This is a genomic window from Mucilaginibacter sp. P4_A11 (assembly GCF_056402535.1).
The window spans coordinates 404,592-431,086 of sequence record NZ_JBFUHE010000004.1; the positions used below are offsets into that span (position 1 = coordinate 404,592).

Sequence of the window (26,495 nt, forward strand, 5' to 3'; positions counted from 1 at the left end):
GTTCTTAAGTCTCAAAGTCAATAAGATAATATAGTGGATCCTGCTTAAGACTTAGAACTTAAGACTACAAATTAAGGTAATTCATGAGTGAATCATACCTGTCACGGGTGGTATCGTTGATGTCGGTATGATTAAAGGTGGCCTTGATATCATACTCGTACCGAAGAAAGCTGGCGGTTATGGCCGAAATATCCTGCTTGTTGATTTTAAGTGTAACCTCCATCCGGGTCGAATCGGGAAAGGACTGAACATAGGAACTCAGGATTTGTGCATTGTCTGACTCAACTATCTGCGCCATATGCGCCAGCGAATTATTCTTATTGCTGATCTCCAGCACTATAATACCGCCCGGCTGCGATACCGAAGTTATTTGAGCAAAATATTCTGTTATAGCATTAATGGATATCAGGCCAAGATAATTGCTTTTGGCGTCAAGCACCGGAACAACGGTAAGCTGCTGCTCATAAAACAGGCGAATAACATCATAAATATGCTGTTCTTCCAGCACGTATGGGTTAACCAAAGAAAGCGCAAGTGCACCTATAGGCGTTTGATAGTCATTTTCGCCAATCAGGTCATCCTCGGCAACCAGGCCTAAAAACTGCTCTTCGTTAACAATAGGCAAATGCCTGAGACGGAACTCCACCATACGGTCAAGCACTTTCTGAATGGTATCAGAAGTGTGTACCGGCGGTATCGAGTCAGCTATCAGGTCAAGTGCTATCATTTATACATTTACTTTGGTCTCTAATTTAGCTAAAAACTGCTTAAGTAAAACATTAAATTCTTCAGGGTGCTCCATCATAGGGGCATGACCGCATTTATCAATCCAGTGCAGCTCTGAATCGGGCAGCAGTTCATTAAATTCAACGGCTACCTCTGGCGGGGTGATCTTGTCATTACGTCCCCATATCAAAGATACCGGAATAGTGATCTTATGCAGATCTTTTTTCATATTATGCCTGATGGCCGATTTAGCCATAGCTAACAAACGGATCACCTTGTGCCTGTCGTTAATGGTTTGAAACACATCCTGCACCAGATCATCAGTGGCTATAGCCGGATCATAAAAAGTGAACTGCACCTTTTCGCGTACAAAATCAATACTTTCCCTGCGCGGGAACGAACCTCCGAAGGCATTTTCATACAATCCCGAACTACCGGTTAAAACAAGCGCCTTTATGTTTTCGGGATGTGTGGTTAAATATACTAAGGCCACATGCCCGCCAAGCGAGTTACCCAGCAAAATAATATTACTAAGCTTTTTAAACTTTATAAACTTATGAACAAATTTCGATAAACTTTTTACCCCTGTACTGATCAGCGGCATGTCATAAACAGGTAGTATTGGGATAATAACCCTGTACTTTGATTTAAACTCATTAATAACACCATCCCAATTGCTCAAAGCCCCCATTAAACCATGCAGCAGTAACAGCACCTCTCCTTCGCCCTCATCGATGTAACTAAAACCGTGTTCCTCTTTAAGCACGAACTCCATATAAAATATTAAAAATTAATTTTCAAAATTATCGTATACCAAAATCGCTTTCAGTACAAATTCCCGTTATTCCGCTGTAAAATTAGTTTATTACGAACGACATTTAGCAAGTATAGCAATTATTTATCAATGTAGTAATGTTAAGCTTTTATTAAATAGCTTAACATTAATTCAACATTAGTGTTTAAAAAGCTTAGTAATAATTAAATGCTAAAAGCTTAACCCAATAACTGTTTAACCACCTCTGATATTGTTTTACCATCGGCCTTGCCGGCAAGTTCTTTACTGGCCATACCCATTACGCGGCCCATATCTTTTACGGATGTTGCACCTATCCTGCCAATAAGTTCTTCCAGGTACCCTTCAATTTCAAACTTGCTCATTTGCTGCGGAAGATACTCTTCAATAACAAGCATTTCGGCTATCTCAACCTGGTAAAGGTCGTCGCGGTTCTGTTCTTTATAAATATCAGCCGACTCCTTGCGTTGTTTTACCAGCTTTTGCAAAACCTTGACCTCTGCCTCTTCGGTAAGTTCATCGGCAGCGCCTTTTTCCGTCTTAGCTAAAAGCAAAGCCGATTTGATAGCGCGTAATCCCTGTAAACGATCTGCCTGCTTGGCAAGCATGGCCAGTTTAATGTCCTGGTCTATTTGTGTAATTAATGACATATGTTTTATGTTAGTCCGGAAGTCCGATGTCGGAAAGTCCGAAAGTTTTTCTTTTCAATTTGATAATATATAAGCCCCTTCTATCTTTTCCGGCTTTCGGACTTCACCGACTTTCGGACTTCGGACTTCCCATCTACCCCCTGAATATCGTACCGGCATTTGCCTGCGCCGTTGGCATGATCAGGATATCGTTGATATTAACATGTGCAGGCCGCGATGCAATGAACCAGATGGTTTCGGCTATATCATCGGCCTGCAATGGTTCAAAACCTTCATACACCTTTTTAGCCCTCTCCTTATCACCTTTAAAGCGCACTTCCGAAAACTCGGTTTCTACAGCTCCCGGATGTATCGCTGTTACCTTAATGCCATAAGGTAAAAGATCAATCCGCATACCTTTATTTAATGCATCAACAGCATGTTTGGTAGCACAATATACATTTCCGTTGGCATAAACTTCTTTACCGGCAATTGAACCGAGGTTTATAATATGGCCTTTACCATTTGCAATCATCCAGTTAGATACCACCCTGCTTACGTATAGCAGGCCTTTAATGTTGGTGTCAATCATGGTTTCCCAATCATCAATATTACCCTTTTGAATAGGATCAAGTCCCTGGCTTAAACCGGCGTTATTAACCAGTATGGTTACCTTTTTCCATTTTTCGGGTAATGCTTCCAGGTTGCTGATGGTATCCTCACGGTTACGTACATCAAATGATGAAACTGCAACCTCTACATTATATTTATCATTCAGGTGCCTGGCCAGTTTTTCCAACCGCTCCAACCGACGACCGGTTAATACCAGGTCATATCCCTCGCGGGCAAAAACGTGCGCGCATGCCTCGCCAATGCCGGCAGTAGCTCCTGTAATTAAAGCAATTTTACTCATAGGTTTGATAACTCTAAACAGCGAAATTATGTTTTTTAGTTTGAAATTTTGTCGGTTGTGGGTAAGGATGTTTTTGTAAGGAAGGATTTATCATCTATTGCGTTAAAAACGCAAACCCATTTAAGCACTCATCATAAATGAGCGCAAGAAAGTCAAGAAAGTAAAAAAGCTTTGCGTCTTAGCGCCTTTGCGAGAAAACAATCAGCAGCCTCTACTCAAAAATCAAACTGAACATAATGGTATGCAACCCCAATCTGCTAAGCGGTGCCGAATAAGGATTATTTTCGCGCATCAGCACGTTGCCTAATGAATTGGAGATCTTGATCTCGGGCGAGAGCTTAAAAAACTCGAAATAGATATCACAACCTACGCCTGCCTCATACGAAGCAAAACCACCCACATTTTTTACCAGCTTTTCTGAAAGATCAAGATTAGCATCTGCGTTTTTCTTGGAGCCTATAGCCTGGGTATATTTCAGGCCGCCTACAACGTAAGCCCTGAAATCGCCCAGTCTGTCTGATTTTAATTTTAATTGCAGGGGAACATCTACCGAAGTGGTTTGAACTTTTTTATCAACATCTTCTGATGGATCTACATAAGAATAATGCAGGGCCCTATCGGCAAAAATTAATGATGGTGTGGTACGCACCTCCAAATGCTCAGTGATCCTGTAGCGGGTTAAAAAACCTACGCCGAAACCCGGTGTACTTTTTGAACTGATGCTGTTAAGCGGACCTTTAACCTGCACACCATTCTCATCTAAAAAAGCATTACGAAAGCTGGGTTGATTGATGATCTTGAAATCGGTGCTTACATAGGTAAAGCTAAAACCAAAACTCAGATCCTGCTGATCGGCGCCGCCACCCCATGCAGGTACACGTTGAGCAAGCAATAAATTACTGCTAAAAATTAGTACAACTACAATCAGGTAACGGTTTATAATCATTTAATACCGGTGTATATTGAACAGATACCAAACGTTAAAGGCCTGGATTTGGTATTTTTAAAACCCACTTTATCCATCAAGGCAACAAAAGTCTGTCCGTCAGGGAAAGCTGCTACCGACTCCGGCAAGTAACTGTAAGCCCTTGCATCCTTACTAAATAGTTTACCAATACCTGGGGTGATATAGCTGAAATAAAAATTATACAATTGCTTTATCGGGAATGCTTTGGGCTTTGAAAACTCAAGTACCACCAGTTTTCCGCCCGGTTTAAGTACCCGATTGATATCAGCAAGGCCTTTTTCCAGGTTTTCAAAATTACGAACGCCGTAAGCAACCGTTACCGCGTCAAATTCCGCACCCTCAAATGGTAATTTTTCTGAATCGCCAAGTTTTACGCCAAATTTATCACCTAAACCACGCTTAGCTATTTTTTGCTCCGCGATGTCAAGCATTCCCCTTGAAATATCAACACCGATAATTTTTTCGGGTTTCAGGATAGATAAAGCCTCAAAAGCAAAATCGCCTGTACCGGTAGCAACATCCAGGATCAGCCTCGGTTTGTCGTTTTTTAATTCGTTGATGGCTTTTTTACGCCAGATGATATCAATACCAAGCGACATGAAATGGTTCAGAAAATCGTATGTTTTTGATATATTGTTGAACATATCTGCCACCTGCTCTTTTTTGGTAGCCTGCTCGTCATGGTACGGTGTTATGGTTTTGCTCATCGCGGGCAAAGATAGTGATTGTATATTTCAATGAGTTGTTGCGCCGATATTAAGTTGCCCTAATTATGTAAATGTTAAGTCAATTCATTATTTTTAAAAACCAATTACAGCCGGTACATCCCGGCAAATCACATTTAAAATTTGTTTCCTTATCTTATGAAAGACGAACAAGAATCCTCGCGCCGTAGTTTCATTAAAAAACTAACCACTGCAACCGCGGCTGTAGCTGCCGGATCGGGCCTTTTAGCCAGCCAAAGCCAGGCCAAAACTTTTTCTATCCAGAAACGCCTCGTGGGCAACAGCCCTAACGACCAGGTAAACCTCGCCCTCATTGGCGCAGGCGGCATGGGCACACAGGATACCATCACCGCCCTGCAGGTGCCCGGTGTGAAACTGGTAGCCGTGTGCGATTTGTACGACGGCAGGCTTAAAGATGCCAAAACCCGCTGGGGTGCTGACATTTTTACCACCAGGGTTTATAAAGAGATCCTGAACCGTAAAGATGTTGACGCCGTGATCATTGCCACGCCCGATCACTGGCACCAGCAAATTTCTGTTGATGCCATGCACGCCGGTAAACATGTGTACTGCGAAAAGCCCATGGTACACGCGATTACAGAAGGCCCCGCAGTGATCAAAGCCCAAAAAGAAACAGGCATGATATTCCAGGTGGGCAGCCAGGGGGTATCATCATTGGGTAATGAAAAAGCGCATGAACTGTTAAAAAGCGGTGCTATTGGCGAACTGAACTATGCCGAAGGTTTCTGGGCACGGCGTGCGCCGCTTGAAGTTTGGCAGTATCCGATCCCTGAAGATGCCTCGCCCCAAACTGTTGATTGGGAAACCTATATCAGCAATACTAAAAAACGCCCGTTTGATGAGAAACGCTTTTTCCGCTGGAGAAACTATACTGACTACGGCACAGGCATGGCGGGCGATCTTTTCGTTCACTTGTTCTCAAGCCTGCATTTTATAACCGATTCTGTTGGCCCTAATAAGATATATGCATCAGGCGGTTTACGTTTCTGGAACGATGGCCGCGAAGTGCCCGATGTGCTTTTAGGCACTTTTGATTATGGTAAAACACAAGCACACCCAGCCTTTAACCTTTCTTTAAGGTGCAACTTTGTGGATGGCACCAGCGGTACTACATACCTTAAACTTGTAGGCAGCGAAGGCTCCATGGATATTACCTGGGATAAGGTGACCTTAAAGCGCAACAAGGTTTTAGCATCTGATGATCCGTTTTATCTCGATAAGCTCAAAAAAGCAGGAAGCGGTTATGCCGAACGCAAAAAAATGCTTCCTCCTGAAGAAATCACCTATGATGCCGATAAAGGTTATCTCGGCGGCCCGTATGATCATATGAACAATTTCTTTACGGCTATCCGCAACAAGGGGAAAGTAACTGAAGATGCTATATTCGGCTATCGCGCGGCAGCCCCTGCCCTGCTATGTAATGATAGTTATTACAACAACAGTCCGATGTTCTGGGACCCTGAAAAAATGCAGCTAATTAAAAAATAACACATCATAGCAAATACCCTATTATGAAACAACAGTTTAAAAAACTTGGGTTGATACTGGCGGCAGCCGGTTTAGTTTGCGTGCAAACGTCGGGGATCCCGGTTCATGACCCTAAACCTGCTAAACAGGCTACCCCTGCAAAAGGTGGCTGGATAAACCTTTTTGATGGTAAAACATTGAAAGGCTGGCATGGCTTCAACAAAAAAGGCCCGGTAAAAAACTGGACCATTATTGACGGTTCGCTTGTTTGCCTTGGTGCAGCACAGGGTGATACCGGTGGTGACATTGTGAGCGATAAAGCCTACACCAATTTTGAGCTTTCATGGGAATGGAAAATAGATAAAGGCAGCAACAGCGGCGTGATGTACCATGTGGTTGAAGACCCGAAATACCATGCCAGTTACGAAACCGGCCCCGAATACCAGATCATTGATGATGCCGGCTGGCCTGAAAAATTGGAAGACTGGCAAAAAACAGGCTGCGATTATGCCATGTATCTGCCTAACTCATTGAAAAAAGTAGCCTCGGTAGGTACCTGGAATACCAGTAAAATTGTTTTTAACAACGGTCATGTTGAACACTGGCTCAATGGTAAAAAGATCATAGCTTTTGAAGCCTGGACCGACGAATGGAAAAAGAAAAAAGCCGAAGGTAAATGGAAAGATTATCCTGACTATGGTACTGCGAAAACAGGCTTGATTGCCCTGCAGGATCACGGGCACAAAGCCTATTTCAGAAACATCAAAATAAAGGAGTTATAAAATTTATAACTTTTTGCTTCGTACCCGCGTATAACAGTTTTTTAAAAACTCATTGCGAGGTACGAAGCAATCTTTAACAGCAGGCAACCATGCAATATCGCCGGCAGTGGACTGCTTCGCCGTTCCACCTCCCAATGATCGGGAAAGAAAAAATCTTTTGATCCCCCGTTGAATATATAACCCGCAATGAGTTTTTTTGTTTGCTAAAACCTGTTAATTAGCGAGTTGCAGTAAATTCTCGATATCTAACCGGCGGGTAAACATGGTCAAATCACCTTCATGATCAACAGGCCATTGCTCTTTTGGCCTATCCCAATAAAGTTCAACACCATTTTGGTCAGGGTCGTTCAAATAAATGGCTTCAGATACACCATGATCAGATGCACCGGTGATGTTATAACGGGCATCAATCAACCTTTGAAGTATAATTGCGAGGTCTTTTCTTTCGGGGTATAAAATAGCTGTATGGAACAGACCGGGTGCATACTCCGGAGCCGGTGAAGCGCCTTTACTATGCCAGGTGTTTAAACCTATATGATGATGGTAACCGCCGGCCGAGATAAAAGCGGCCTGATCGCCATACATTACCATTTTCTCAAAGCCTAACAAACCGCAATAAAAATCAAGCGACTTCTGCAGATCACTTACCTTTAAATGTACGTGACCAATTCGGGTTTGGGCGGGTATTTTATAATCGTTCATTATATTACATGTTTAAACATCAAATTTAACTATTATTGCGTTACTTTTTGTTTTCCTATTGTAAAACAAGCCTATAAATAAGCAAACGCCATTTACGTAGGCATTTTACCACAGTGAGTGCATAAAGTAAAAATACTACCTTTGCAGAATGATCGTAAAATCGGCCGACTTTATTTGCAGCAATACCCAGATTAGTAAACTGCCTCCACCGGTAAAACCGGAGTACGCGTTTATAGGGCGCTCAAATGTGGGCAAGTCATCCCTTATCAATACCTTAACCGGTAAAAAGGGCCTTGCCAAAACATCACAAACTCCCGGTAAAACGCAGCTGATCAATCATTTTTTGATCAATGAAAACTGGTATATTGTGGATTTACCAGGCTATGGCTATGCCCGTGCATCCAAAACAAATAAAGCTAACTGGAACAAGTTTATTCATACTTATTTAGATAAACGCGAAAGCCTGCAATGTGTAATGGTGTTGATTGATAGTCGCCTTGAGCCACAAAAGATAGACGTTGAATTTTGTAACTGGCTTGGTGAAAAGGGCCTTTCATTTGTATTGGTATTTACCAAGGCAGATAAACAGTCTTCAGTCAAAACAGATCAAAACATAGCTAAATTTCGCAAAGCAATGCTGGCCACTTTTGATGAGGTACCACAATTTTTTATCACATCATCAGAAACACAGTTGGGTCGTGAAGAGATCCTGGCATTTATAAGTAATATAAATCAGCACTTTGAAGTGCCGTTGTTTAACCCTCCGGCCTGAGTATAATAAAACCATGAAAAAATACTTATCCTTAGTAACCTTCGCCCATACCATTTTCGCCATGCCGTTTGCATTTATCGGCTTCTTTTTGGCGATAACCACCACTCAATATCATTTCGACTGGCTGAAACTAGTTTTAATGGTGCTGTGTATGGTTTTTGCCCGTAACTCGGCTATGGCATTTAACCGCTATCTGGACAGGGATATCGACATTCTAAATCCACGCACCAAACAGCGTGATATTCCGGCAGGAAGGATCAGTCCGCGGGCTGCTTTAACGTTTGTTATTATCAATTGTCTGCTGTTTATTACGGCAACATGGTTTATTAACAGGCTTTGTTTTTTTCTTTCGCCGGTAGCATTATTTGTGGTGATGGGTTATAGCGCAACCAAACGTTTCACGGCGCTTTGCCACCTGGTATTGGGATTGGGCTTATCCCTTGCCCCCATCGGTGCTTACCTGGTGGTTACCGGGCAATTTGCTATTACGCCTATATTCTTTTCATTATCGGTATTGTGCTGGGTAAGCGGTTTTGATATTATTTATGCCCTGCAAGACGAAGATTTCGATCGCAGCAAAAATCTACACTCAATCCCGGCTTATCTGGGTAAAGTAAATGCCTTAAGATTATCCACCTTTTTACATGTGCTTTCGGCGATATTTATCATGATGCCGGCTGTTGAAACTCACGTTGGCTTCCTGTATTATATCGGTATCGCCTTCTTCTGCGCCATGCTGATTTACCAGCATCTGCTTGTAAAACCAAACGACCTGAGCCGCGTTAATTTCGCTTTCATGACAACCAACGGTATTGCCAGCGTAGTATTTGCCGTATTGTTCTTGCTCGATAGGATATGGATCCACTAAGCGCCCTCCAAAAGTTTCGGGAATATTTTGAAAAATATGTTCCGCTTACTGACGAAGAGTGGCAGGCTTTGTCGCAATACTTAACTGTAGATACCTTAAAAAAGAAAAGGTTTTACGTAGAGGCCGGCAAAGTGTGCGATCATATCGGCCTGGTAGTAAAAGGTGCGGTACGCTACTACCATGTTAAGGACGGCGAGGAAATAACAGGCTATTTCAGTTTTGAAGATGAAATGCTGAGCTCATACAAGAGCTTCTTGACCCGTACCCCAGCGGCAAACTATATCCAGGCTTTGGAAGATTCGGTAATCGTGAATTTAAGCCACAAAGGTTTACAGCAAGCCTGCATGAATCAATTGCTCGGCTTTAAAATGGAACGTTTCGGCAGGTTAACGGCTGAGCATTATCTCATTTGCTACGAAGAGCGCATTACCGCTTTCATCACCCAATCGCCCGAAGAGCGTTACAGCGATCTTTTACAAACAGGCGGCGAAGCGCTATACCGCATCCCTCAGCATTACATTGCTAATTACTTAGGCATTACCCCGGTTTCACTTTCTCGGATCAGAAGAAGGATCATGAAGATAAGCGCTTAGGGGGGAGCTGAAAGCCGAAGGCTTAAAGCTAAAGGCAGAAGGCTGAAAGCAGAAAGCTAAGTAAAAATTCAAAATCCAACTAATTCCGCAATCGAACATCCGAATTCCGAAATCTCCTAATTCCTTATCTTTTGTTAACGTTTTGATTTACAAAGGCCGCCTACCTTTGTTATACACAAAACGAAAAAGATCATGCATACTATATTAGGAGCCGGCGGTCCGGTAGCGAACGCCCTCACCAAAGAGTTAATCAATCATAACGAAACCATCCGTTTGGTTAGCCGCAAACCGGTTGACACAAATAACAACCAAAAAGTAACCTGGCAAAAAGCCGATCTGCTCAATTACGACGAAGTACTGGCGGCAGCAAAAGGATCAATAGTGATTTACCTTGTTGCGGGCCTGGTTTATGACAAAGACATCTGGCGGGCGCAGTGGCCGGTTATCATGCAAAATGTGATCAACGTTACCAAGGCGACAGGTGCCCGTTTGATATTTTTTGATAATGTTTACATGTACGGATTGGTTAATGGGGCTATGACCGAAGATACACCTTACAAACCCAGCAGCGTAAAAGGCGAGATCCGTGCCGGCATTGCTAATATGCTGATGGACGAAGTTAAAGCAGGCAACATCAACGCAACCATTGCCCGCGCACCTGATTTTTATGGTGCCCCGATCAACAGCTTTATTGACATGATGGTGTTGAGCAATTACGCCAAAAAGCAAAACGCGCAATGGATAGGCAATCCTAATTGTAAACACAATTTTATTTATGTGCCCGATGCAGGTAAAGCCATGTTCATGCTTGGTCAAGATCCCGATAGCGGCAACCAGATCTGGCACCTCCCCACCCCGCCAGCCATCACCGGTAAACAGTTTTTGGATATTGCCGCCAGGGTTTATAAAGTTGAGCCAAAATATACAAGTGTTAATAAAGTAATGCTGTGGATGTTTGGTTTGTTTAAAAAAGTGGTAATGGGTACTGTGGAGATGTATTACCAATACGATCACGATTATATTTTTGATAGCAGCAAGTTTGAAAAAGCATTCAATTTTAAACCAACAAGCTACGAGGATGGCATAACCAAAATATCGAAGACACCTTATAAGTCGTAAGTATGGAGTTGTAAGGAACTGTTTAAAAACAAAAAAACGTCATTGCGAGGCACGAAGCAATCCCCGACCTACAGAGCCGATCTGTATAGTTTGGGATTGCTTCGTACCTCGCAATGACGTTATTGGATATCCTTTCGGTTTGTCAAATTAGTGTACATTTACACATCTATTATTTGCACATCTCCACCCATAATCTGCACATTTGCGTATAAGCATATCTGCACATCTAAAAATCATGATCCACAAAAAAACAAGAACATATATCCCGGCATCCCTTGATATTAAATGGGAAACGCTTGAACCTTTTTATAAAGAACTACTTGATCGCCCTATTAATTCAGTTGAAGAACTGGAGAAATGGCTGCGCGATAAAAGTGAACTTGAGGCAGCTTTAGAAGAAGATTTTGCCTGGCGCTATATCCGCATGACCTGTGATACCACCAGTGAAGAACTGCTGCAAAAATTCCAATATTTTGCTACCGAAATTGAGCCTAAAATTGCGCCATTCAGCAACGAGCTGAATAAAAAATTGGTTGCCAGCGCATATGTTGACCAACTGGACGGCGAGAAATATTTCATCTTCCTCCGTGCGGTAAAAAAAGCATTGGAGCTTTTCCGCGAGGAAAACATTCCTGTACAAACCGAGATCCAGGTGGAGCAGCAGAAATACCAGTCGACCACCGGTGCCATGTCTGTCCATATTGATGATAAGGAATTTACTTTAGAACAGGCCTCCGTATTTTTAAAGGGTACCGATCGCGCCAAACGCCAGGAAGTTTGGGAAAAGATTACCAGCCGTCGTTTGCAGGACAAAGAAAAACTAAACGAGCTTTTCGATCATCTGCGTAAGCTTCGCCATACAGTAGCAACTAATGCCGGCTTTGAAAACTTCCGCGATTATATGTTCCAGGCTTTAGGTCGCTTTGATTACACGCCACAGGATTGCTACGCTTTCCACGCTGCCATTGAGACTGAAATAGTCCCAATCCTTAGAACTCAGGCCGAGAAACGCCGTGTGGCTTTGGGCTTACCAGCGCTTAAGCCATGGGATATGGATGTGGACATTTCGGGCAAACCAGCTCTTAAACCATTTCAAAATGGCGAGGACCTAATCGAAAAATCAATCCAGTGCTTCAGCAATATCAACCGCTATTTGGGCGAGCGTTTAGAGATTATGAAAGATAACGGCTTATTTGATGTGGAAAGCCGTAAAGGTAAAGCTCCGGGTGGTTACAACTATCCGCTGGCCGAAACCGGTGCACCGTTCATATTCATGAACTCGGCGAATACTTTCCGAGATTTGACCACTATGGTACACGAGGGCGGCCACGCTGTTCATACTTTCTTAACCGCCGACCTGGAACTGAACGATTTTAAACATTGCCCGTCTGAAGTGGCCGAACTGGCCTCTATGTCGATGGAGTTGATCTCGATGGATAACTGGAATGTGTATTTTGATAATGAGGAAGACCTGAAACGTGCCAAACGCGATCAATTGGTTGACGTATTGAAAACCCTACCCTGGGTAGCGGTAGTAGACCAATTCCAACACTGGATCTACACCAACCCTGATCATACCGATGCCGACCGTACAACTGCATGGATCGAGATCTTTGAACCATTCGGCGCAAACTTTGCCGATTGGAGCGAACATCGCGAAGCATTAGCTAACCTGTGGCAAAAACAACTGCACATTTTCGAGGTGCCTTTTTATTATATTGAGTATGGTATGGCACAGTTAGGTGCAATTGCTGTTTGGAAAAACTATAAGGAAAACCCTGAAAAAGGCCTGCAGCAATACCTTAATGCCCTTAAGCTTGGCTATACCAAAACAATCAAGGAAATTTACGAAACCGCTGGGATCAAATTTGATTTCAGCGCCGCTTATGTAAAAGAGTTGGCTGAGTTTGTTAAGGCGGAGTTAGATAAGTTGAATTAAGATTTTCGCTAACAAAAGCGCCTCGTCAAATATGTCATTGCGAGCGCAGCGTGGCAATCGCACGGAAGCAAGGCCGCTCTGTATAGCATGCGGTTGCCACGCTGTGCTCGCAATGACATGGTTTTAATTATCTGCCTGGTTGGCTATGGTTAAAGCTTTCAGCTTTATCTACTTGGGCTGAAAGCCCAAATCATGTTATACCACGGGTTACGCTTCGCTAAACCCGCGGCAGCGTTTTATTTTTGCCCCAATATCTTTTTATACAACGCCCAATAATCACTCACCATTTTTTCACTTGAAAACTGCGATTTTGCCCAATCATAACAGTCAGCCCTGCTGATCTGGTCCAGCCAATCAACAGCGTCAACTGCTTCATCAACCGTATTTACTAAAAAGCCTGTCTGCGCATCTTTGATCAACTCGGGCATCGAACCCCGGTTAAAAGCGATAACCGGTGTACCGCAAAGCATAGCTTCGGCTACGCTCAGGCCAAAAGGCTCCTCAAAGCTGATAGGGTGTAGTAAAGCGTAGGCTTTTCCTAAAAGCTCCCGCCGTTTATCGGGACCTGCGTGACCAATGTATTCAATCTCTTCAGATAACTGCGGTTCTATCTTCTCTTTAAAATAGTTGACATCCTGCACTATGCCGGCTATCAATAGTTTTCGTTTGCTTTTTTTGGCGATGTCTATTGCTTCTGCGGTTCCTTTATCAGGATGGATGCGGCCGAAGTATAACAGGTATTCATCCGGCTTTTCATAAAACTGAAAATCACGAGTATCAAGTCCGTTGTATACTGTGGCTAAATAATCAAGTTCAGCACTCCGATCTGCATTGCTGATGGAAACGTAATGGCCCCTGCTGTTATATTTTTTATAAACCGGGATGATCTTTGACGATGAAAAACCATGTATAGTCGTGATCACCGGCGTTTTAATCAATCCCGAATAGGTAAGCGGCAGAAAATCGAAATTATTATGGATGATATCAAACTCAGCTGCCTTTTCCATCAGGTTGCTGATGTGAAGGCATTCCAGCACCTTAGCGTCCTGTGTTCTGTCTTCCTCATAACCAGCGGCGCAAATGGCATCAAGTGTACCCGCGGTTATCGAATCACCAGTAGCAAAAAGTGTTACTTCTGCCCCAAGCTTAATGATACCTTCGGCTATATTTGATGCTATCTGCTCCCAGGGCCCGTAGTGCCTGGGCGGTGTGCGCCAGGCAACAGGGGCTAATATCGCTACCTTCATTTAGCAAGTCTGCATTTTTTGACCGTATTTATTGTACTCGTATTCCAGCTCAAAGGCCTTCAGCACAGTAAGGTGCGATATCAGGTAAGCCAGCGTACTTTCAGCTCCCTGGTTACGGTTAATTCCACCTGGAAGCAGGCCATCACAGCAACCTTTGGTTTCATGATCATACAGCGGTGCGCGCAAAGTATTTTCGCCCAGGAACCATTTATAGCTCAGGAACATTTTTTCAATATACTGAGGCACCCTGAAAATCTGGTAAGCCTGGAAATGCATCAGTACCATAGCCATGGTTTCAATAGCCTGCTGATCAAACGTGGGGAATGTACCTCCACGGTAATACCAGCCGTCGTTACCTACAGGACTTAAATAGCCGTTTGATAGCGTAAGCTGATCAAGGAAAGCCATAGTCGCCATCGCGATCTTTTTGGCTTCTTCATTACCGGTGATCTCGCACGAATGCAGCAAGGCCAACGGAAGAATGGCATTATCATAGGTCATTTTTTCCTCAAACCATTGCCAATCGTCAGACTGGGTATTGTTATAGGCATCGATCAATGGCTGGGTAAGGTCGGCTAAGATCTTCACCATGCCCTCATCCGTGGGATAAACCTGCAGGTATAAGCTGACACCGATTATGGTATTAGCCATTCCCCTTAAATGTTTGAGCGCAGCAAAATGGGGTACTGATTTATGAAAGATCTCCAGCGAAAACTCCCGGTACGAATTACTCGCCGCGCAGCCGATCAAATGTCCTAACGCCCAAATGGTACGGCCAAATGAATCTTCCGATCCAACCTCATCAAGGTACCTCCTGTCAAAACTCAGGAAGTTGCGGAAGTTACCATCATCAGTTTGCATATAGTGGATGTAACTCAGGTATATCGGTAATAGTTCAAATGCTTCCCGGCTTCCGTTACGTTGATAAGCCATGAGCGCCATGATGAGGGCGCGGGCATTATCATCCAAACAATACCCCTCTTTTAAATTCGGGATCCCGTATTTGGCATGTTGTACAATCCCGGTATCGTCAGTTAAACGCAATACGTGGGTCAAGCTGAATTTTGGCAGGATCTCAGGATCAACAATACTGTTGCGCAGGATCTTGTCGCTGAAATCATATCTAACGAGAGATTCTTGTGCTACTTTAATAAACTCGGCACCGATTACCGGCCAGCGTAAATGCAAACCATATTGATAAGCATTTTCTTTTAATTCCTTCAATACGCGATCCTGATCAAGCAGTTCGATAACTGTATCGGCCAATGCATCTGAGTTTTTGAAATCAAACAGGCGACCTCGTTTATCCGCCAGCAGTTCGGTAGCGTGCCAATATGGTGTTGATACTACCGCTGCTCCCGCGCCCACCGCGTAGGATAATGTACCGCTGGTGATCTGCGCTTCGTTTAAATATGGTGTTACATAGATCTCGCAGGCGGTAAGGTAGTTTACCAATTCTTCTTCCGATACAAACTTGGCGATAAACGCAAGGTTTTTTGAAACCCCTAATTGAGCGGCAAGCGATTTTAGGTGATCACGGTACTCCTCGCCCGAGCTTTTGATAACTCCCGGGTGTGTGTTACCTAACACTACGTACATTACATCGGGATGTTTCTCAACTATTTTAGGCAACGCTTTTACTACGGTTTCCAAACCTTTGTTACGGCTCAGCAAACCAAAGGTGAGCATCACCCGTTTGTTTTTAAATGACGACAAGTTTTTAACAGGGTTTTCTGCGGGTGCTTCTACATCAGGTACGCCATGCTCTATGATCTGGATCTTATCGGCAGGGATCTCGTAAATGCTGGTCAGAAACTCAACCGCACGTTTGCTCATCACCACAACTTTTGATGATTGTTCGGCTATTTCACGAATGATGATCCGCTGCACATAGCTTGGATCTTTTAATACGGTATGTAAAATAGAGATCAAAGGTTTCTCCAGGCGATTGATCAGCGGCAAAATATAAATACCGCTCTCACCACCGTAGATCCCAAATTCATGCTCCATAATGCACACATCGGCATTACTGGTGTTAATATAGTTGGCCGCACGGATATAATCTTTTTGGTGATTTTGACGGATAACATATTTTACCTCCTCCGGGTATTCATACTCATGTATATTTTCCGAATCATTAAGGGCAACAACAAAGCCGGTTTGAGCCAGCGCTTGCCTGTCGGGAAAGTTTGAGCCGATGGCCCGCATTAAATTGTTATTAAATGTTGCAAGACCGCATTCGCGCGGGGGATAAGTGGATATATATGCTATTTTCATAAGTAGATTGAGTATAGATGCTTTGTATTAATTTCTTTTACAAAAAATTTTAATTAATTGTAAAAGCATGGTGACCATAAAAACATGCAGAACTGACCTGATTTATTGCTTTCAGTACACCAGAAGCATTATTTTTATGGACATTGCTATAAATGCATAAACCATACCAATTTAACTCAAACTAAAATTCAGGCATTATATAACAGAGAAGTTACGGAAGAAAATGCAGCATTGACTGGCCCTGCTATCGCCAAGCTTTTCGACTGCCTCTACTTCGATAAGCCTGCTAAAACGGATACAGTCGTCGTTCGTTCACGGTATTGTTAGTTCGGGTTCATCAGCAAGAGAACCTGAAAGTATGGCATATTGCCAATCCGGCTGTATAGCAAGTGATTGCTTAGTCATCCCCCTTCGCAACGACTAAGAATTGGCCGTAAATAAAAAGCCTCCCGTTTTCCGGAAGGCTTTAAATATTTAAAGGATGCTTTAATTAACCCTATGGATTTCGATTGCTTCGGGTATGGCGAGTACCAACGGAACTTTCTCTACTGTTACAAAGCTCAGGTCGAGGCCAAAGCCGCGCTCTTCAGATAAACTCACTTTTTTAAGCTGCTTGTAGTAATCCATAATAAACCTTTCAACGAATGACAGGTTGTGCGAACGGGAGAAGATCTTCTCAATTACCACAAAGCGGAAATCGCCCACAATTTTGTGTTTGTTCAGTGATTTATAAGTACTGGTAATATCAACCTCTCCTTTTTTAACCAGGTCTTCCACCACTTTTCTGAACAGCAGGTTTATTTGCTGTTCAACACGGAAACCGAGTTTAAAGTCAATACGGATGAGTTTGTTTGGCACCAGGTGATCAACCTCATATTCACGTTTGTATGGTTCATCTACTACGTCAACGTGTACCAGCCAGTAAACATCGGCGCGCTTGGGCTGCTTTTGCAGTATGGAGTAAACAATTTTTGATTCAATTTCTGAATTGAAGTTAGCACTTGTTAAGTACACCAGTTGCGAAGCGTATTTAGGTACGCTTTCGTCAAGACTTAACTCTTTAATGATATCGAAATAATCCTCGATCTCAACAAACTTAACATAGCGGTTCCTGATCTTACGGGCGGTATGCCAGGTCCACATTACAGTGAACAGCACAAAGCCTATTGATAAAGTAAACCAACCGCCATCTAAAAATTTATGTAAGTTACCGGTAAGGAAAGTGCCTTCAATAAGCAGGTAAACCACCAAAAACGTATTGATGATATAGTTGGGTACCTTTTTGCGTTTCAGGAATTTGGATACCAGTATGGTGGTCATGAGCATGGCTACTGTAATACTTAAACCATAAGCGGCCTCCATTTTATCCGAATGTTTAAAGATCAGCACCACACCTAAACAGCCTGCCCAAAGCAGCCAGTTAACGCTGGGTACATATAGCTGTCCTTTTTGCTCGGATGGATAATTGATCTTCACTTTTGGCCAAAGGTTAAGCCTTACAGCCTCGGCAATAAGCGTGAATGATCCGGATATAAGCGCCTGGCTGGCAATGATAGCAGCCACGGTAGCAATACCAATACCATATATCAGGAACCATGTTGGCATGATCTGGTAAAAAGGATTGTTGGTGTTAAGGTCCATAGTGTGGCCGTTACGCTGTAGCAACCAAACCGCCTGACCTAAATAGTTTAAGATCAGGCATATTTTAACGTATACCCAGCTTACGCGGATGTTAGCTTTACCGCAATGGCCAAGGTCTGAATATAAAGCCTCAGCACCTGTAGTACACAGGAACACAGCACCCAATATAATAAACGCACCGTCGCTTGAGCTTGATGTAAGCAACTTGAACGCATAATATGGGTTAAGCGCCCTGATAATCCATGGATCATGCACAATGTAAGTGATACCCAAAACGCCCATCATGGTAAACCACAGGAACATTATAGGCCCAAATGCCTTACCTACCAGCGACGTACCAAATTGCTGTATGATGAATAGTACCGTAATAATGGCCATTACCACATACACCGTTGGCAAGTTGGGGTAATACGTTTGCAAACCTTCAATAGCCGATGATATGGTAATTGGCGGGGTAATGATACCATCGGCAAGGAGGGCGCAGCCGCCCACAACCGCAGGCACAATAAGCCATTTTGCTTTGCGCCGAACTAAGGAGAACAGCGAAAAAATACCACCTTCACCTTTGTTATCGGCCCTTAAAGTTATCACCACGTATTTTAAAGTGGTTTGCAGGGTTAATGTCCAAAAAATGAGTGAAACGCCTCCAAGAATTAATGTTTCTGAAATTTGACGTTGACCAACTATGGCCTTGAATACGTATAATGGGGAGGTACCAATATCACCGTAAATTATTCCTAAACTGATCAGGAAGCCAGCGGCCGACAGTTTATGCAGATCTTTATGATTTGACACTTTTATGATTTAGAGATGGCAAAAATATTAATTTTTTTGGTTAAACCATTATACTGATTAAACGTATAAGGAAATAATGTGTCTACCATACAATAAGGTTACACATTTTGTTAAAATTTGTTAAAAAGATTTACAAAAACATTATTATTTAATGGGATGAGGGCATTATTTATACTTTTGTAGAATTATACTAAATAATGAGGCGAACTTTTACATATTCTTCTGTTTACACCTATGCATGGGTCTTGATGATTGCGATGGCAATTTTCATGAACTTTGCCTTTGTTGTTGATGGCCATACGTTAAAGTCTGATACCTCATATCTTAGGGGTAAAACTAAGCAGGCTAAAACCTCCTATTTAAAAAATGGGTTACATCTTTCGCTTCCGCCTTTAAAGCCGGCCGTTACTTCAAACGTTAAAATTAACGTTTCCCGGCCGGATGATAAATTATTAAGCGATGTACAATTGTACCCTAATCCTGTAACAGATCAAATCAACCTCAAATACTCTATATCGCGTAATACCAACGTAACCATTAAAATAATGGACGTATTGGGCAATGATATTTCTACCCTGTTTTCGCAAAGGGTTGAGTCTGGTGATCATAATCTGAATTACCCTATCAGTAATAAATTGGTTCGCGGCTTTTACTTTGTACGCGTAGTAGCCGGGACAGAATCGGTTATTAAAAGGATTTCGGTTATTAATTAACGATATAAACAAAAACAGCTGTTCGAAGTCTCTGACTTCGAATTTAATATGTATGTAGTTTGCAACTACATACCCCAACTGTAGTCTGAAGACTACAGGCATAGTCATCCGAAGTCAGAGACTTCGGACAGCGGAATAGCTAAAACTATGTCATTGCAAGCGCGGCAATCTCGTCGCAATGCATGCCCGCCCTGTATAGCTACGAGATTGCCACGTCGCCCCGGGTGCTTTTAGCCACGCCGCTCCTTGCAATGACATGCTTTATTTACGTCAAATAATTAATACGAGCTCATAAACCTTCCCCCAAACCCATCAAATTTTTTAGCTTTGGCGTTTATAGCGTTCATTTATGAAAATTATAGCCATTGGCCGCAACTACGCCGAACACGCCAAAGAACTCAATAACCCGGTACCCACAACACCGGTTATCTTCATGAAGCCCGAAACGGCTTTGCTGAAAGAGAACAAGCCTTTTTACCACCCCGATTTTTCGGAAGATATTCACCATGAAATAGAATTGGTTTTAAAAATCAGCAAAGAAGGCAAGCACATCAGCGAGAAATTTGCGGCTAACTATTACGAGGAAATTGGTTTAGGAATTGATTTTACTGCCCGCGATGTCCAGGCCCGCCATAAGGAAAAAGGTCTACCCTGGGAATTGGCTAAAGCTTTTGATGGTTCGGCGCCTATTAGCAATTTTGTGCCTAAGGCCAAGTTTGAATCGGTTTATGATATCAACTTTAAGCTGGATATCAACGGCGAAATCCGCCAGCAGGGTAACACCCGCGACCTGCTTTTCTCATTTGAGAGCATCATCGCATTTGTTTCAAAATACATTACCCTTAAAAAGGGCGACCTAATATTTACAGGCACCCCACCGGGTGTATCAAAAGTAACAATCGGAGACAGGCTTGAGGGGTACCTTGAGGATGAAAAAATGCTCGATTTTTACGTTAAATAAACATGATCAAAAAACTATTGGTTACAGGTGCAATGTGTTTGGCGCTTTATTCAAACACATTTGCACAAACTATTATACAAAGCAGGCAGTATCCGCAAAATTATTTTAGGTACCCGCTTGATCTTACACCACCCACTACCGCCGGCTCATTTGGCGAATTAAGGCCTGCGCATTTCCACTCCGGGCTCGATTTTAAAACTAATCAGCGCACCGGCTATCCCGTACATGCTGCCGCCGAAGGTTACATATCAAGGGTACGCGTACAGTTTGGCGGCTTCGGACGTGCAATCTACATTACCCATCCAAATGGTTATACCACAGTTTATGGTCATTTGGAAAGTTTTAGTCCGGCGGTTATAGATCTTGTAAAAAAATACCAGTACGAGCATCAAACCTACGAGGCTGATTTTAACCTTACGCCAACCCAGGTGCCCGTAAAAAAGGATGAAGTTGTGGCTATATCGGGTAATGCCGGCGCATCGGCCGGGCCGCATGTGCATTTTGAGATCAGGGACAGTAAAACGGAGGAAACCATCAATGCGCAGTTGTTTGGCTTAACCATCCCCGATAAAGTACCGCCTACCATTACCTCTATCGGCATTTATCACCTTAACGGGCGACCTTTTAGCGAAAAGACATCCAAGGAGTTTTTAGGCGTTACCGGATCGGCAGGTAATTATCACCTCATTAAACCGCAAACGCTGGAACTAAGCGGTAATATCGGCTTCGGCATTAATACCACCGATATGAACAGCACTTCGTTTAACCATAACGGAGTTTATTCTATCGAACTAAAACTGGATGGCAAAACCGTGTACACCTTCGCGGTTGAGCGTTTCGCCTTCGATCAAACCCATGCCATCAATGCCTATATTGATTATCCTGCCTTTGAATCATCGCGCAGGTGGATGCAGAAATGTTTCATCCTTCCCGGGAGCCGGATTTCTTTATACCCGCAGTCGGTAAATAACGGCATCATTACTTTTGATGACAATGCCACGCATGATGTGGAATACGTTGTAAAGGATGTGGCAGGCAATACATCATCCTTGAAACTCAAAGTTAAATCGTCTCCGTTCACCACCCCGCAGGCTGTAAAACCAACCGGGACGATGTTTTACTACGATAAGCGAAGTGAGTTTAGCAATGATAAAGTTAAGGTGATCATTATGCCGGGCAACCTGTATGATGATCTTGATTTTCAATATTCGGCATCCGCTAAACCGGCGGGGGCTTATTCTGCTATGCATCATATCCATAACAGGTTAACGCCCATTCATGACAGCTACGAGATCTGGATCAAACCCGATGTTGATCTGGGTAAATATACGGATAAGGCGGTTATTGTAAGCTCGTGGGGAGGCTGCCAGGGTGGTTACTTTAAAGATGGTTACGTGATATCGCAGGTGAGCGCCTTTGGCGATTATTATATCAAGGTAGATAGCGTACCGCCGGTCATCCATCCGCTTAATATCAAAAACGGCAGCAACATGAAAGCTGCCCGAAGTATCAATTTGAGGATGAGCGATAATTTATCCGGGATTAAAAGCTATACCGGCACCATTGATGGCAAGTGGGTGCTGATGGAGCATGATTATAAAAGTAAAATATTAAGTTACACCTTTAATAGCGATATTGCGCCCGGTAAACACGTGTTTAAGCTGGTGTTAGTTGATAACAAGAATAATTTTTCGGAATTTGCCGCCGATTTTTACAGATAAGTACCTCATACCATGACAACATTAAAAGAAGGCGATAAAGCCCCCGCCTTTACCGCTAAAGACCAAAACGGTAAAGAAGTATCCCTTGCCGATTACAAAGGCAAAAATGTGATCCTTTATTTTTATCCAAAAGATGATACCCCCGGCTGTACCGCCGAATCATGCGATTTCAGGGATAACTATCAATCGCTTTTAAGCAAGGGTTTTGAGGTTATAGGTGTAAGTACCGACGATGAAAAATCGCACAAAAAATTTGAAACCAAATACAGCCTGCCATTTACCCTTATAGCCGATAATGAGCTTAAAATTGTTGAAGCTTACGGCGTTTGGGTTGAAAAAAACATGTACGGCAAAAAATACATGGGTACCGCGCGTACCACATTTATAATTGATGCAGAAGGAGTTATTACGCACGTGATCAGTAAGGTTGATACAAAGAACTCATCTCAACAGGTACTTGATCTTGTAAATTAAGTGTTAAAAACACAATCAAAATAGCTACTTTAGCAGCTCCTAAATTCCATTAATGAAAGCAGACTTACAAACTTTAGAAAAAACCGCGTCACAAATAAGGCGCGACATTGTACGCATGGTACATGGCTGTCAATCAGGCCACCCGGGCGGCTCACTGGGCTGTACCGATTTCTTTACCGCACTTTACTTTTCGGTAATGAACCACGATCCTAAATTTAATATGGACGCTGTTGGCGAAGATATTTTCTTCCTGTCAAACGGCCATATTTCGCCTGTGTTTTACAGCACACTGGCACATGCAGGCTATTTTGATAAAGCCGAACTGGCAACTTTCCGTAAACTGAATGCTCGTTTACAAGGTCACCCAACTACACATGAGCATCTTCCGGGAATCCGTATTGCTTCGGGTTCATTAGGCCAGGGCTTATCGGTAGCTATCGGTGCGGCATTGGCTAAAAAATTAAACGGTGATAAATCATTGGTGTTTACCCTGCATGGCGATGGAGAGATCCAGGAAGGCCAGATCTGGGAAGCAGCGATGTTTGCTCCTCACAATCACGTTGATAACCTGATCTCAACTATTGATGTTAACGGTCAGCAAATTGATGGCCCAACCAAACAAGTACTTTCATTAGGCGATCTTCGTGCTAAATGGGAAGCTTTTGGCTGGGATGTACTGGATATGAAAGGTAACGATATGGCCGATGTGGTTAGGGTGCTTGAAGAAGCAAAAAGCCGCACAGGTCAGGGCAAACCGATCATGATCCTGATGCATACTGAAATGGGGTACGGTGTTGACTTTATGGTGGGCAGCCACAAATGGCACGGTGTTGCGCCAAATGATGAGCAGCTTAAACTGGCTTTAGATCAGTTAGAAGAGACACTGGGCGATTATTAGTACCCCCGGCCTCTGCCCGCTGGCGGAGGAGTTAAGAAACATCAGTTTAATTTATCACGATTTAATGCCATTCCCTCGCGGAAGCAGAGGGAGTTTGAACAATGAAAAAATACACTTACACAGATAAAAAAGATACCCGCTCGGGCTTTGGTGCCGGGTTGCTGGAAGCAGGCCAGAAAAACGACCAGGTTGTTGCCCTTTGTGCCGACCTTATCGGTTCGTTAAAAATGAACGATTTTATTAAAGCATTCCCTGAGCGTTTTGTACAGGTAGGTATTGCTGAAGCTAACATGATCGGTATTGCTGCCGGTATGACCATTGGCGGTAAAATCCCTTTCACCGGTACTTTCGCAAACTTTTCAACCGGCAGGGTTTATGACCAGATCCGTCAATCGGTAGCTTATTCAAACAAAAACGTTAAAATTTGTGCTTCACACGCTGGTTTAACTTTGGGTGAAGACGGTGCTACCCACCAGATCCTGGAAGATATCGGCCTGATGAAAATGTTACCAGGCATGACCGTTATCAACACTTGCGATTATAACCAAACCAAAGCTGCTACTGTTGCTATTGCTGAGTATGATGGCCCGGTTTATTTACGTTTTGGTCGCCCGGTTGTTCCTATCTTTACCGATCCTGATCAAAAATTTGAAATTGGTAAAGCATGGATGGTGAATGAAGGTGCTGATGTAAGTATCTTTGCTACAGGACACCTGGTATGGCAGGCTATTTTGGCCGGCGAAATTCTGGCTGAACAGGGTATCGATGCTGAGATCATCAACATCCACACTATTAAACCGCTGGATGAAGAGGCTATTTTGAAATCGGTTGCTAAAACAGGTTGCGTAGTTACTGCCGAAGAGCACAACCGCCTTGGTGGTTTAGGTGACAGCGTTGCCCAGGTACTTGCGGTACACAACCCTTCACCACAGGAGTACGTAGCTGTTAATGACAGCTTTGGCGAAAGCGGTACGCCTGAACAACTGATGACCAAATACGGTTTAGATGCCGAGCATATTGTGGCCGCTGTTAAAAAGGTGATAGAAAGAAAAAACAAAAAAGGTTAATAAACCTTTAACATTAATAAAATTCTAAAAATGTCGGTACAGGTTGAAGATTCAGAGATATTAAGCAAATTCCAGGACGAAAAAACCCGGAATGAGGCGTTTAACCTGTTGTTGAAGAAATACCAGCAAAAAATATACTGGCACATCAGGCGCATGGTTGTTGATCATGACGATGCTGATGATTTGGTTCAGGATGTTTTTGTAAAGGTTTGGAAAAACCTTGCCGGTTTCAGAAACGACGCGCAACTGTACACCTGGATGTACAGGATAGCATCCAACGAATGCATTACTTTTTTGAATAAGAAAAAGCAAAAAAATAATGTTTCGTTGGATGATGTTGCTTATGAGCTGGCTGATACACTGGCCGACTCAACGTATTTTAATGGCGACGCAGCGCAGCGTAAACTACAGGAAGCACTGATTACCCTGCCCGAAAAACAACGGCTTGTTTTCAATATGAAATACTATGAAGACATGAAGTATGAAGAAATGTCGCAGGTTTTGGGTACCAGCGTAGGGGCTTTAAAGGCCTCTTTTCACCTGGCAGTCAAGAAGATAGAGGCTCATTTGCTTGGTCACGATTAATTTTTTAATTTACGTTAAACCTTTTAGCAAGATACCAATCTATAGTTGTGTATGAAAAGCGATATGGACAATAGGGAATGGCTGGATGATTTCATCGCGCTGAAACAGGTTAGCAAAACTAACCCGTTCGCAGTGCCTGAAGGCTATTTCCATGAGTTAGCGCAGCACATTACAACACGCATAAGGCTTGAGGGATTAAAGAACTATCCATCTGCAGGGTACACGGTACCTGAAAATTACTTTGACGAGCTAAGCAGCAACATCCAGAGCCGTATAAATATTGAGAGTGCTTTTAGCGCCGGTGATTCGGGGTTTACCGTTCCCGAAAATTATTTTGATGAGCTTAGCAGCAACATTCAAAGCCGTATTGTGGTGGATGAAGCCATGAATGCGGGCGAGGGTTTCACGGTGCCCGAAAATTATTTTGACCGGCTTAGCAGCAACATCCAAAGCCGTATAACGGTGGAGGAGGCTATGGGCGACGAAGGTTTCACGGTTCCCGAAAACTATTTTGACGAACTGAGCAGCAACATCCAAAGCCGCATTGCGGTGGAGGAGGCCATTGGTGATGAAGGCTTTACCGTTCCTGAACATTATTTTGAGGAATTAAGCGCCAACATCCAAAGCCGTATAGCGGTAGAGGAAGCCATGAGCGCCGAGCATGAGGGTTTTGAAGTGCCTGCAAACTATTTCGATCAGCTTAGCCAGCGCATCCTGGATAAAACAGTTAATGCGGAGGTTGAAAAAGTAGAGGAACTGGACAACGTTGTAAGCATCAACAAAGCTAAGCCTGTACAGAAAAAAGGCATGGTAAGAAGACTTTGGTTGTCGCCTACCATCAGGTATGCTACAGCCGCTTGTTTTGCCTTAATACTTGGTGTGGGCGTTATTTTCAGGGCTGATTTGCAACCATCGGATCATAACCACTCTTATTTACATGAGCAGGTATCATCAGTTCCTGTTGATGAAATAAAAAGCTATCTTCAGTTGCATATGGACGCAAGCGATACCCGTACACTGATAGATGCTAATCAAAAAAGCAACACAAGTAATGCAGACGAAGATCTGTCGGATTATATAGATAATTAACAGAGGAAAAC

General features: G+C 43.1%; 25 protein-coding genes. 15 read left to right on the forward strand and 10 right to left on the reverse strand.

What is annotated here, in order from left to right; translation table 11 throughout:
- Positions 1 to 64: 64 nt before the first annotated feature.
- From AC1DUD_RS10945 to ubiE, 6 genes are all read right to left on the reverse strand, one after another.
- Positions 65 to 727, reverse strand: a complete 663-nt coding sequence (locus AC1DUD_RS10945) for a CBS domain-containing protein (RefSeq protein WP_110587219.1) — start codon at positions 725 to 727, stop codon at positions 65 to 67.
- Positions 728 to 1,501 (reverse strand): alpha/beta fold hydrolase, encoded by a 774-nt coding sequence (locus AC1DUD_RS10950; protein ID WP_477374521.1) that lies wholly within the window; start codon positions 1,499 to 1,501, stop codon positions 728 to 730.
- 218 nt (positions 1,502 to 1,719) lie between these two features.
- Positions 1,720 to 2,169: a GatB/YqeY domain-containing protein gene (locus AC1DUD_RS10955; RefSeq protein WP_429264914.1), complete on the reverse strand. Its 450-nt coding sequence runs from the start codon at positions 2,167 to 2,169 to the stop codon at positions 1,720 to 1,722.
- Between the two features lie 133 nt (positions 2,170 to 2,302).
- Positions 2,303 to 3,061: an SDR family oxidoreductase gene (locus AC1DUD_RS10960; protein ID WP_477374523.1), complete on the reverse strand. Its 759-nt coding sequence runs from the start codon at positions 3,059 to 3,061 to the stop codon at positions 2,303 to 2,305.
- Positions 3,062 to 3,272: 211 nt separating this feature from the next.
- Positions 3,273 to 4,007, reverse strand: a complete 735-nt coding sequence (porT, locus tag AC1DUD_RS10965) for a type IX secretion/gliding motility protein PorT/SprT (protein ID WP_477374525.1) — start codon at positions 4,005 to 4,007, stop codon at positions 3,273 to 3,275.
- A complete protein-coding gene (gene ubiE / locus AC1DUD_RS10970) occupies positions 4,004 to 4,735 on the reverse strand; it encodes a bifunctional demethylmenaquinone methyltransferase/2-methoxy-6-polyprenyl-1,4-benzoquinol methylase UbiE (protein WP_477374528.1) in 732 nt (243 codons plus the stop codon). Before ubiE ends, porT begins: the two co-directional genes overlap by 4 nt.
- A 156-nt stretch (positions 4,736 to 4,891) precedes the next feature.
- Here ubiE and AC1DUD_RS10975 point away from each other — a divergent pair, with 156 nt between their 5' ends.
- Together AC1DUD_RS10975 and AC1DUD_RS10980 are read left to right on the forward strand one after the other, a co-directional pair.
- A complete protein-coding gene (locus tag AC1DUD_RS10975; protein WP_477374530.1) occupies positions 4,892 to 6,262 on the forward strand; it encodes a Gfo/Idh/MocA family protein in 1,371 nt (456 codons plus the stop codon).
- A 23-nt stretch (positions 6,263 to 6,285) separates the two neighbouring features.
- The gene (locus AC1DUD_RS10980; protein ID WP_477374532.1) at positions 6,286 to 7,023 is read left to right on the forward strand and encodes a 3-keto-disaccharide hydrolase; all 738 of its coding nucleotides are present in this window, start codon (positions 6,286 to 6,288) and stop codon (positions 7,021 to 7,023) included.
- 213 nt (positions 7,024 to 7,236) lie between these two features.
- On the opposite strand, the gene AC1DUD_RS10985 is transcribed toward AC1DUD_RS10980, so the two are convergent.
- On the reverse strand, positions 7,237 to 7,725 hold the full coding sequence (locus tag AC1DUD_RS10985; RefSeq protein WP_477374534.1) for a VOC family protein: 489 nt from the start codon (positions 7,723 to 7,725) through the stop codon (positions 7,237 to 7,239).
- Positions 7,726 to 7,873: 148 nt separating this feature from the next.
- On the opposite strand from AC1DUD_RS10985, the gene yihA reads away from it, so the two are divergent.
- From yihA to AC1DUD_RS11010, 5 genes are all read left to right on the forward strand, one after another.
- Positions 7,874 to 8,497: a ribosome biogenesis GTP-binding protein YihA/YsxC gene (yihA, locus tag AC1DUD_RS10990; protein ID WP_477374536.1), complete on the forward strand. Its 624-nt coding sequence runs from the start codon at positions 7,874 to 7,876 to the stop codon at positions 8,495 to 8,497.
- 13 nt (positions 8,498 to 8,510) lie between these two features.
- Entirely contained in the window at positions 8,511 to 9,365 is an 855-nt protein-coding gene (locus tag AC1DUD_RS10995) for a UbiA-like polyprenyltransferase (protein ID WP_477374538.1), read from the forward strand.
- The gene (locus AC1DUD_RS11000; RefSeq protein ID WP_477374540.1) at positions 9,353 to 9,958 is read left to right on the forward strand and encodes a Crp/Fnr family transcriptional regulator; all 606 of its coding nucleotides are present in this window, start codon (positions 9,353 to 9,355) and stop codon (positions 9,956 to 9,958) included. The genes AC1DUD_RS10995 and AC1DUD_RS11000 overlap by 13 nt, the downstream gene beginning before the upstream one ends.
- A gap of 192 nt (positions 9,959 to 10,150) precedes the next feature.
- Positions 10,151 to 11,077: an NAD-dependent epimerase/dehydratase family protein gene (locus tag AC1DUD_RS11005; protein ID WP_477374542.1), complete on the forward strand. Its 927-nt coding sequence runs from the start codon at positions 10,151 to 10,153 to the stop codon at positions 11,075 to 11,077.
- A 235-nt stretch (positions 11,078 to 11,312) separates the two neighbouring features.
- Positions 11,313 to 13,016: a M3 family oligoendopeptidase gene (locus tag AC1DUD_RS11010; RefSeq protein WP_477374544.1), complete on the forward strand. Its 1,704-nt coding sequence runs from the start codon at positions 11,313 to 11,315 to the stop codon at positions 13,014 to 13,016.
- 236 nt (positions 13,017 to 13,252) lie between these two features.
- Here AC1DUD_RS11010 and AC1DUD_RS11015 read toward each other — a convergent pair whose 3' ends face one another.
- From AC1DUD_RS11015 to AC1DUD_RS11025, 3 genes are all read right to left on the reverse strand, one after another.
- A complete protein-coding gene (locus tag AC1DUD_RS11015; RefSeq protein WP_477374546.1) occupies positions 13,253 to 14,263 on the reverse strand; it encodes a glycosyltransferase family 4 protein in 1,011 nt (336 codons plus the stop codon).
- Positions 14,264 to 16,540, reverse strand: a complete 2,277-nt coding sequence (locus AC1DUD_RS11020; RefSeq protein WP_477374548.1) for a glycosyltransferase family 4 protein — start codon at positions 16,538 to 16,540, stop codon at positions 14,264 to 14,266.
- Between the two features lie 486 nt (positions 16,541 to 17,026).
- Positions 17,027 to 18,976: a KUP/HAK/KT family potassium transporter gene (locus AC1DUD_RS11025; protein ID WP_477374550.1), complete on the reverse strand. Its 1,950-nt coding sequence runs from the start codon at positions 18,974 to 18,976 to the stop codon at positions 17,027 to 17,029.
- Between the two features lie 197 nt (positions 18,977 to 19,173).
- Between AC1DUD_RS11025 and AC1DUD_RS11030 the strand changes: the two genes are divergently transcribed.
- From AC1DUD_RS11030 to AC1DUD_RS11065, 8 genes are all read left to right on the forward strand, one after another.
- Positions 19,174 to 19,689, forward strand: coding sequence for a T9SS type A sorting domain-containing protein (locus AC1DUD_RS11030; protein ID WP_477374552.1), 516 nt, complete (start codon positions 19,174 to 19,176; stop codon positions 19,687 to 19,689).
- A gap of 349 nt (positions 19,690 to 20,038) precedes the next feature.
- On the forward strand, positions 20,039 to 20,650 hold the full coding sequence (locus AC1DUD_RS11035) for a fumarylacetoacetate hydrolase family protein (protein WP_477374554.1): 612 nt from the start codon (positions 20,039 to 20,041) through the stop codon (positions 20,648 to 20,650).
- Positions 20,651 to 20,652: 2 nt separating this feature from the next.
- A complete protein-coding gene (locus tag AC1DUD_RS11040; protein WP_477374556.1) occupies positions 20,653 to 22,371 on the forward strand; it encodes a M23 family metallopeptidase in 1,719 nt (572 codons plus the stop codon).
- Positions 22,372 to 22,383: 12 nt separating this feature from the next.
- Complete coding sequence (gene bcp / locus AC1DUD_RS11045) at positions 22,384 to 22,845, forward strand: thioredoxin-dependent thiol peroxidase (protein ID WP_330862693.1); 462 nt, start codon at positions 22,384 to 22,386, stop codon at positions 22,843 to 22,845.
- A 52-nt stretch (positions 22,846 to 22,897) separates the two neighbouring features.
- Positions 22,898 to 23,743, forward strand: a complete 846-nt coding sequence (locus tag AC1DUD_RS11050) for a transketolase (RefSeq protein ID WP_090531971.1) — start codon at positions 22,898 to 22,900, stop codon at positions 23,741 to 23,743.
- A gap of 101 nt (positions 23,744 to 23,844) precedes the next feature.
- A complete protein-coding gene (locus AC1DUD_RS11055; protein WP_243482168.1) occupies positions 23,845 to 24,810 on the forward strand; it encodes a transketolase family protein in 966 nt (321 codons plus the stop codon).
- A gap of 30 nt (positions 24,811 to 24,840) precedes the next feature.
- Positions 24,841 to 25,395, forward strand: a complete 555-nt coding sequence (locus AC1DUD_RS11060; RefSeq protein WP_477374559.1) for an RNA polymerase sigma factor — start codon at positions 24,841 to 24,843, stop codon at positions 25,393 to 25,395.
- A 51-nt stretch (positions 25,396 to 25,446) separates the two neighbouring features.
- Positions 25,447 to 26,484: a hypothetical protein gene (locus tag AC1DUD_RS11065; protein ID WP_477374561.1), complete on the forward strand. Its 1,038-nt coding sequence runs from the start codon at positions 25,447 to 25,449 to the stop codon at positions 26,482 to 26,484.
- The last annotated feature ends 11 nt before the right edge of the window (positions 26,485 to 26,495 follow it).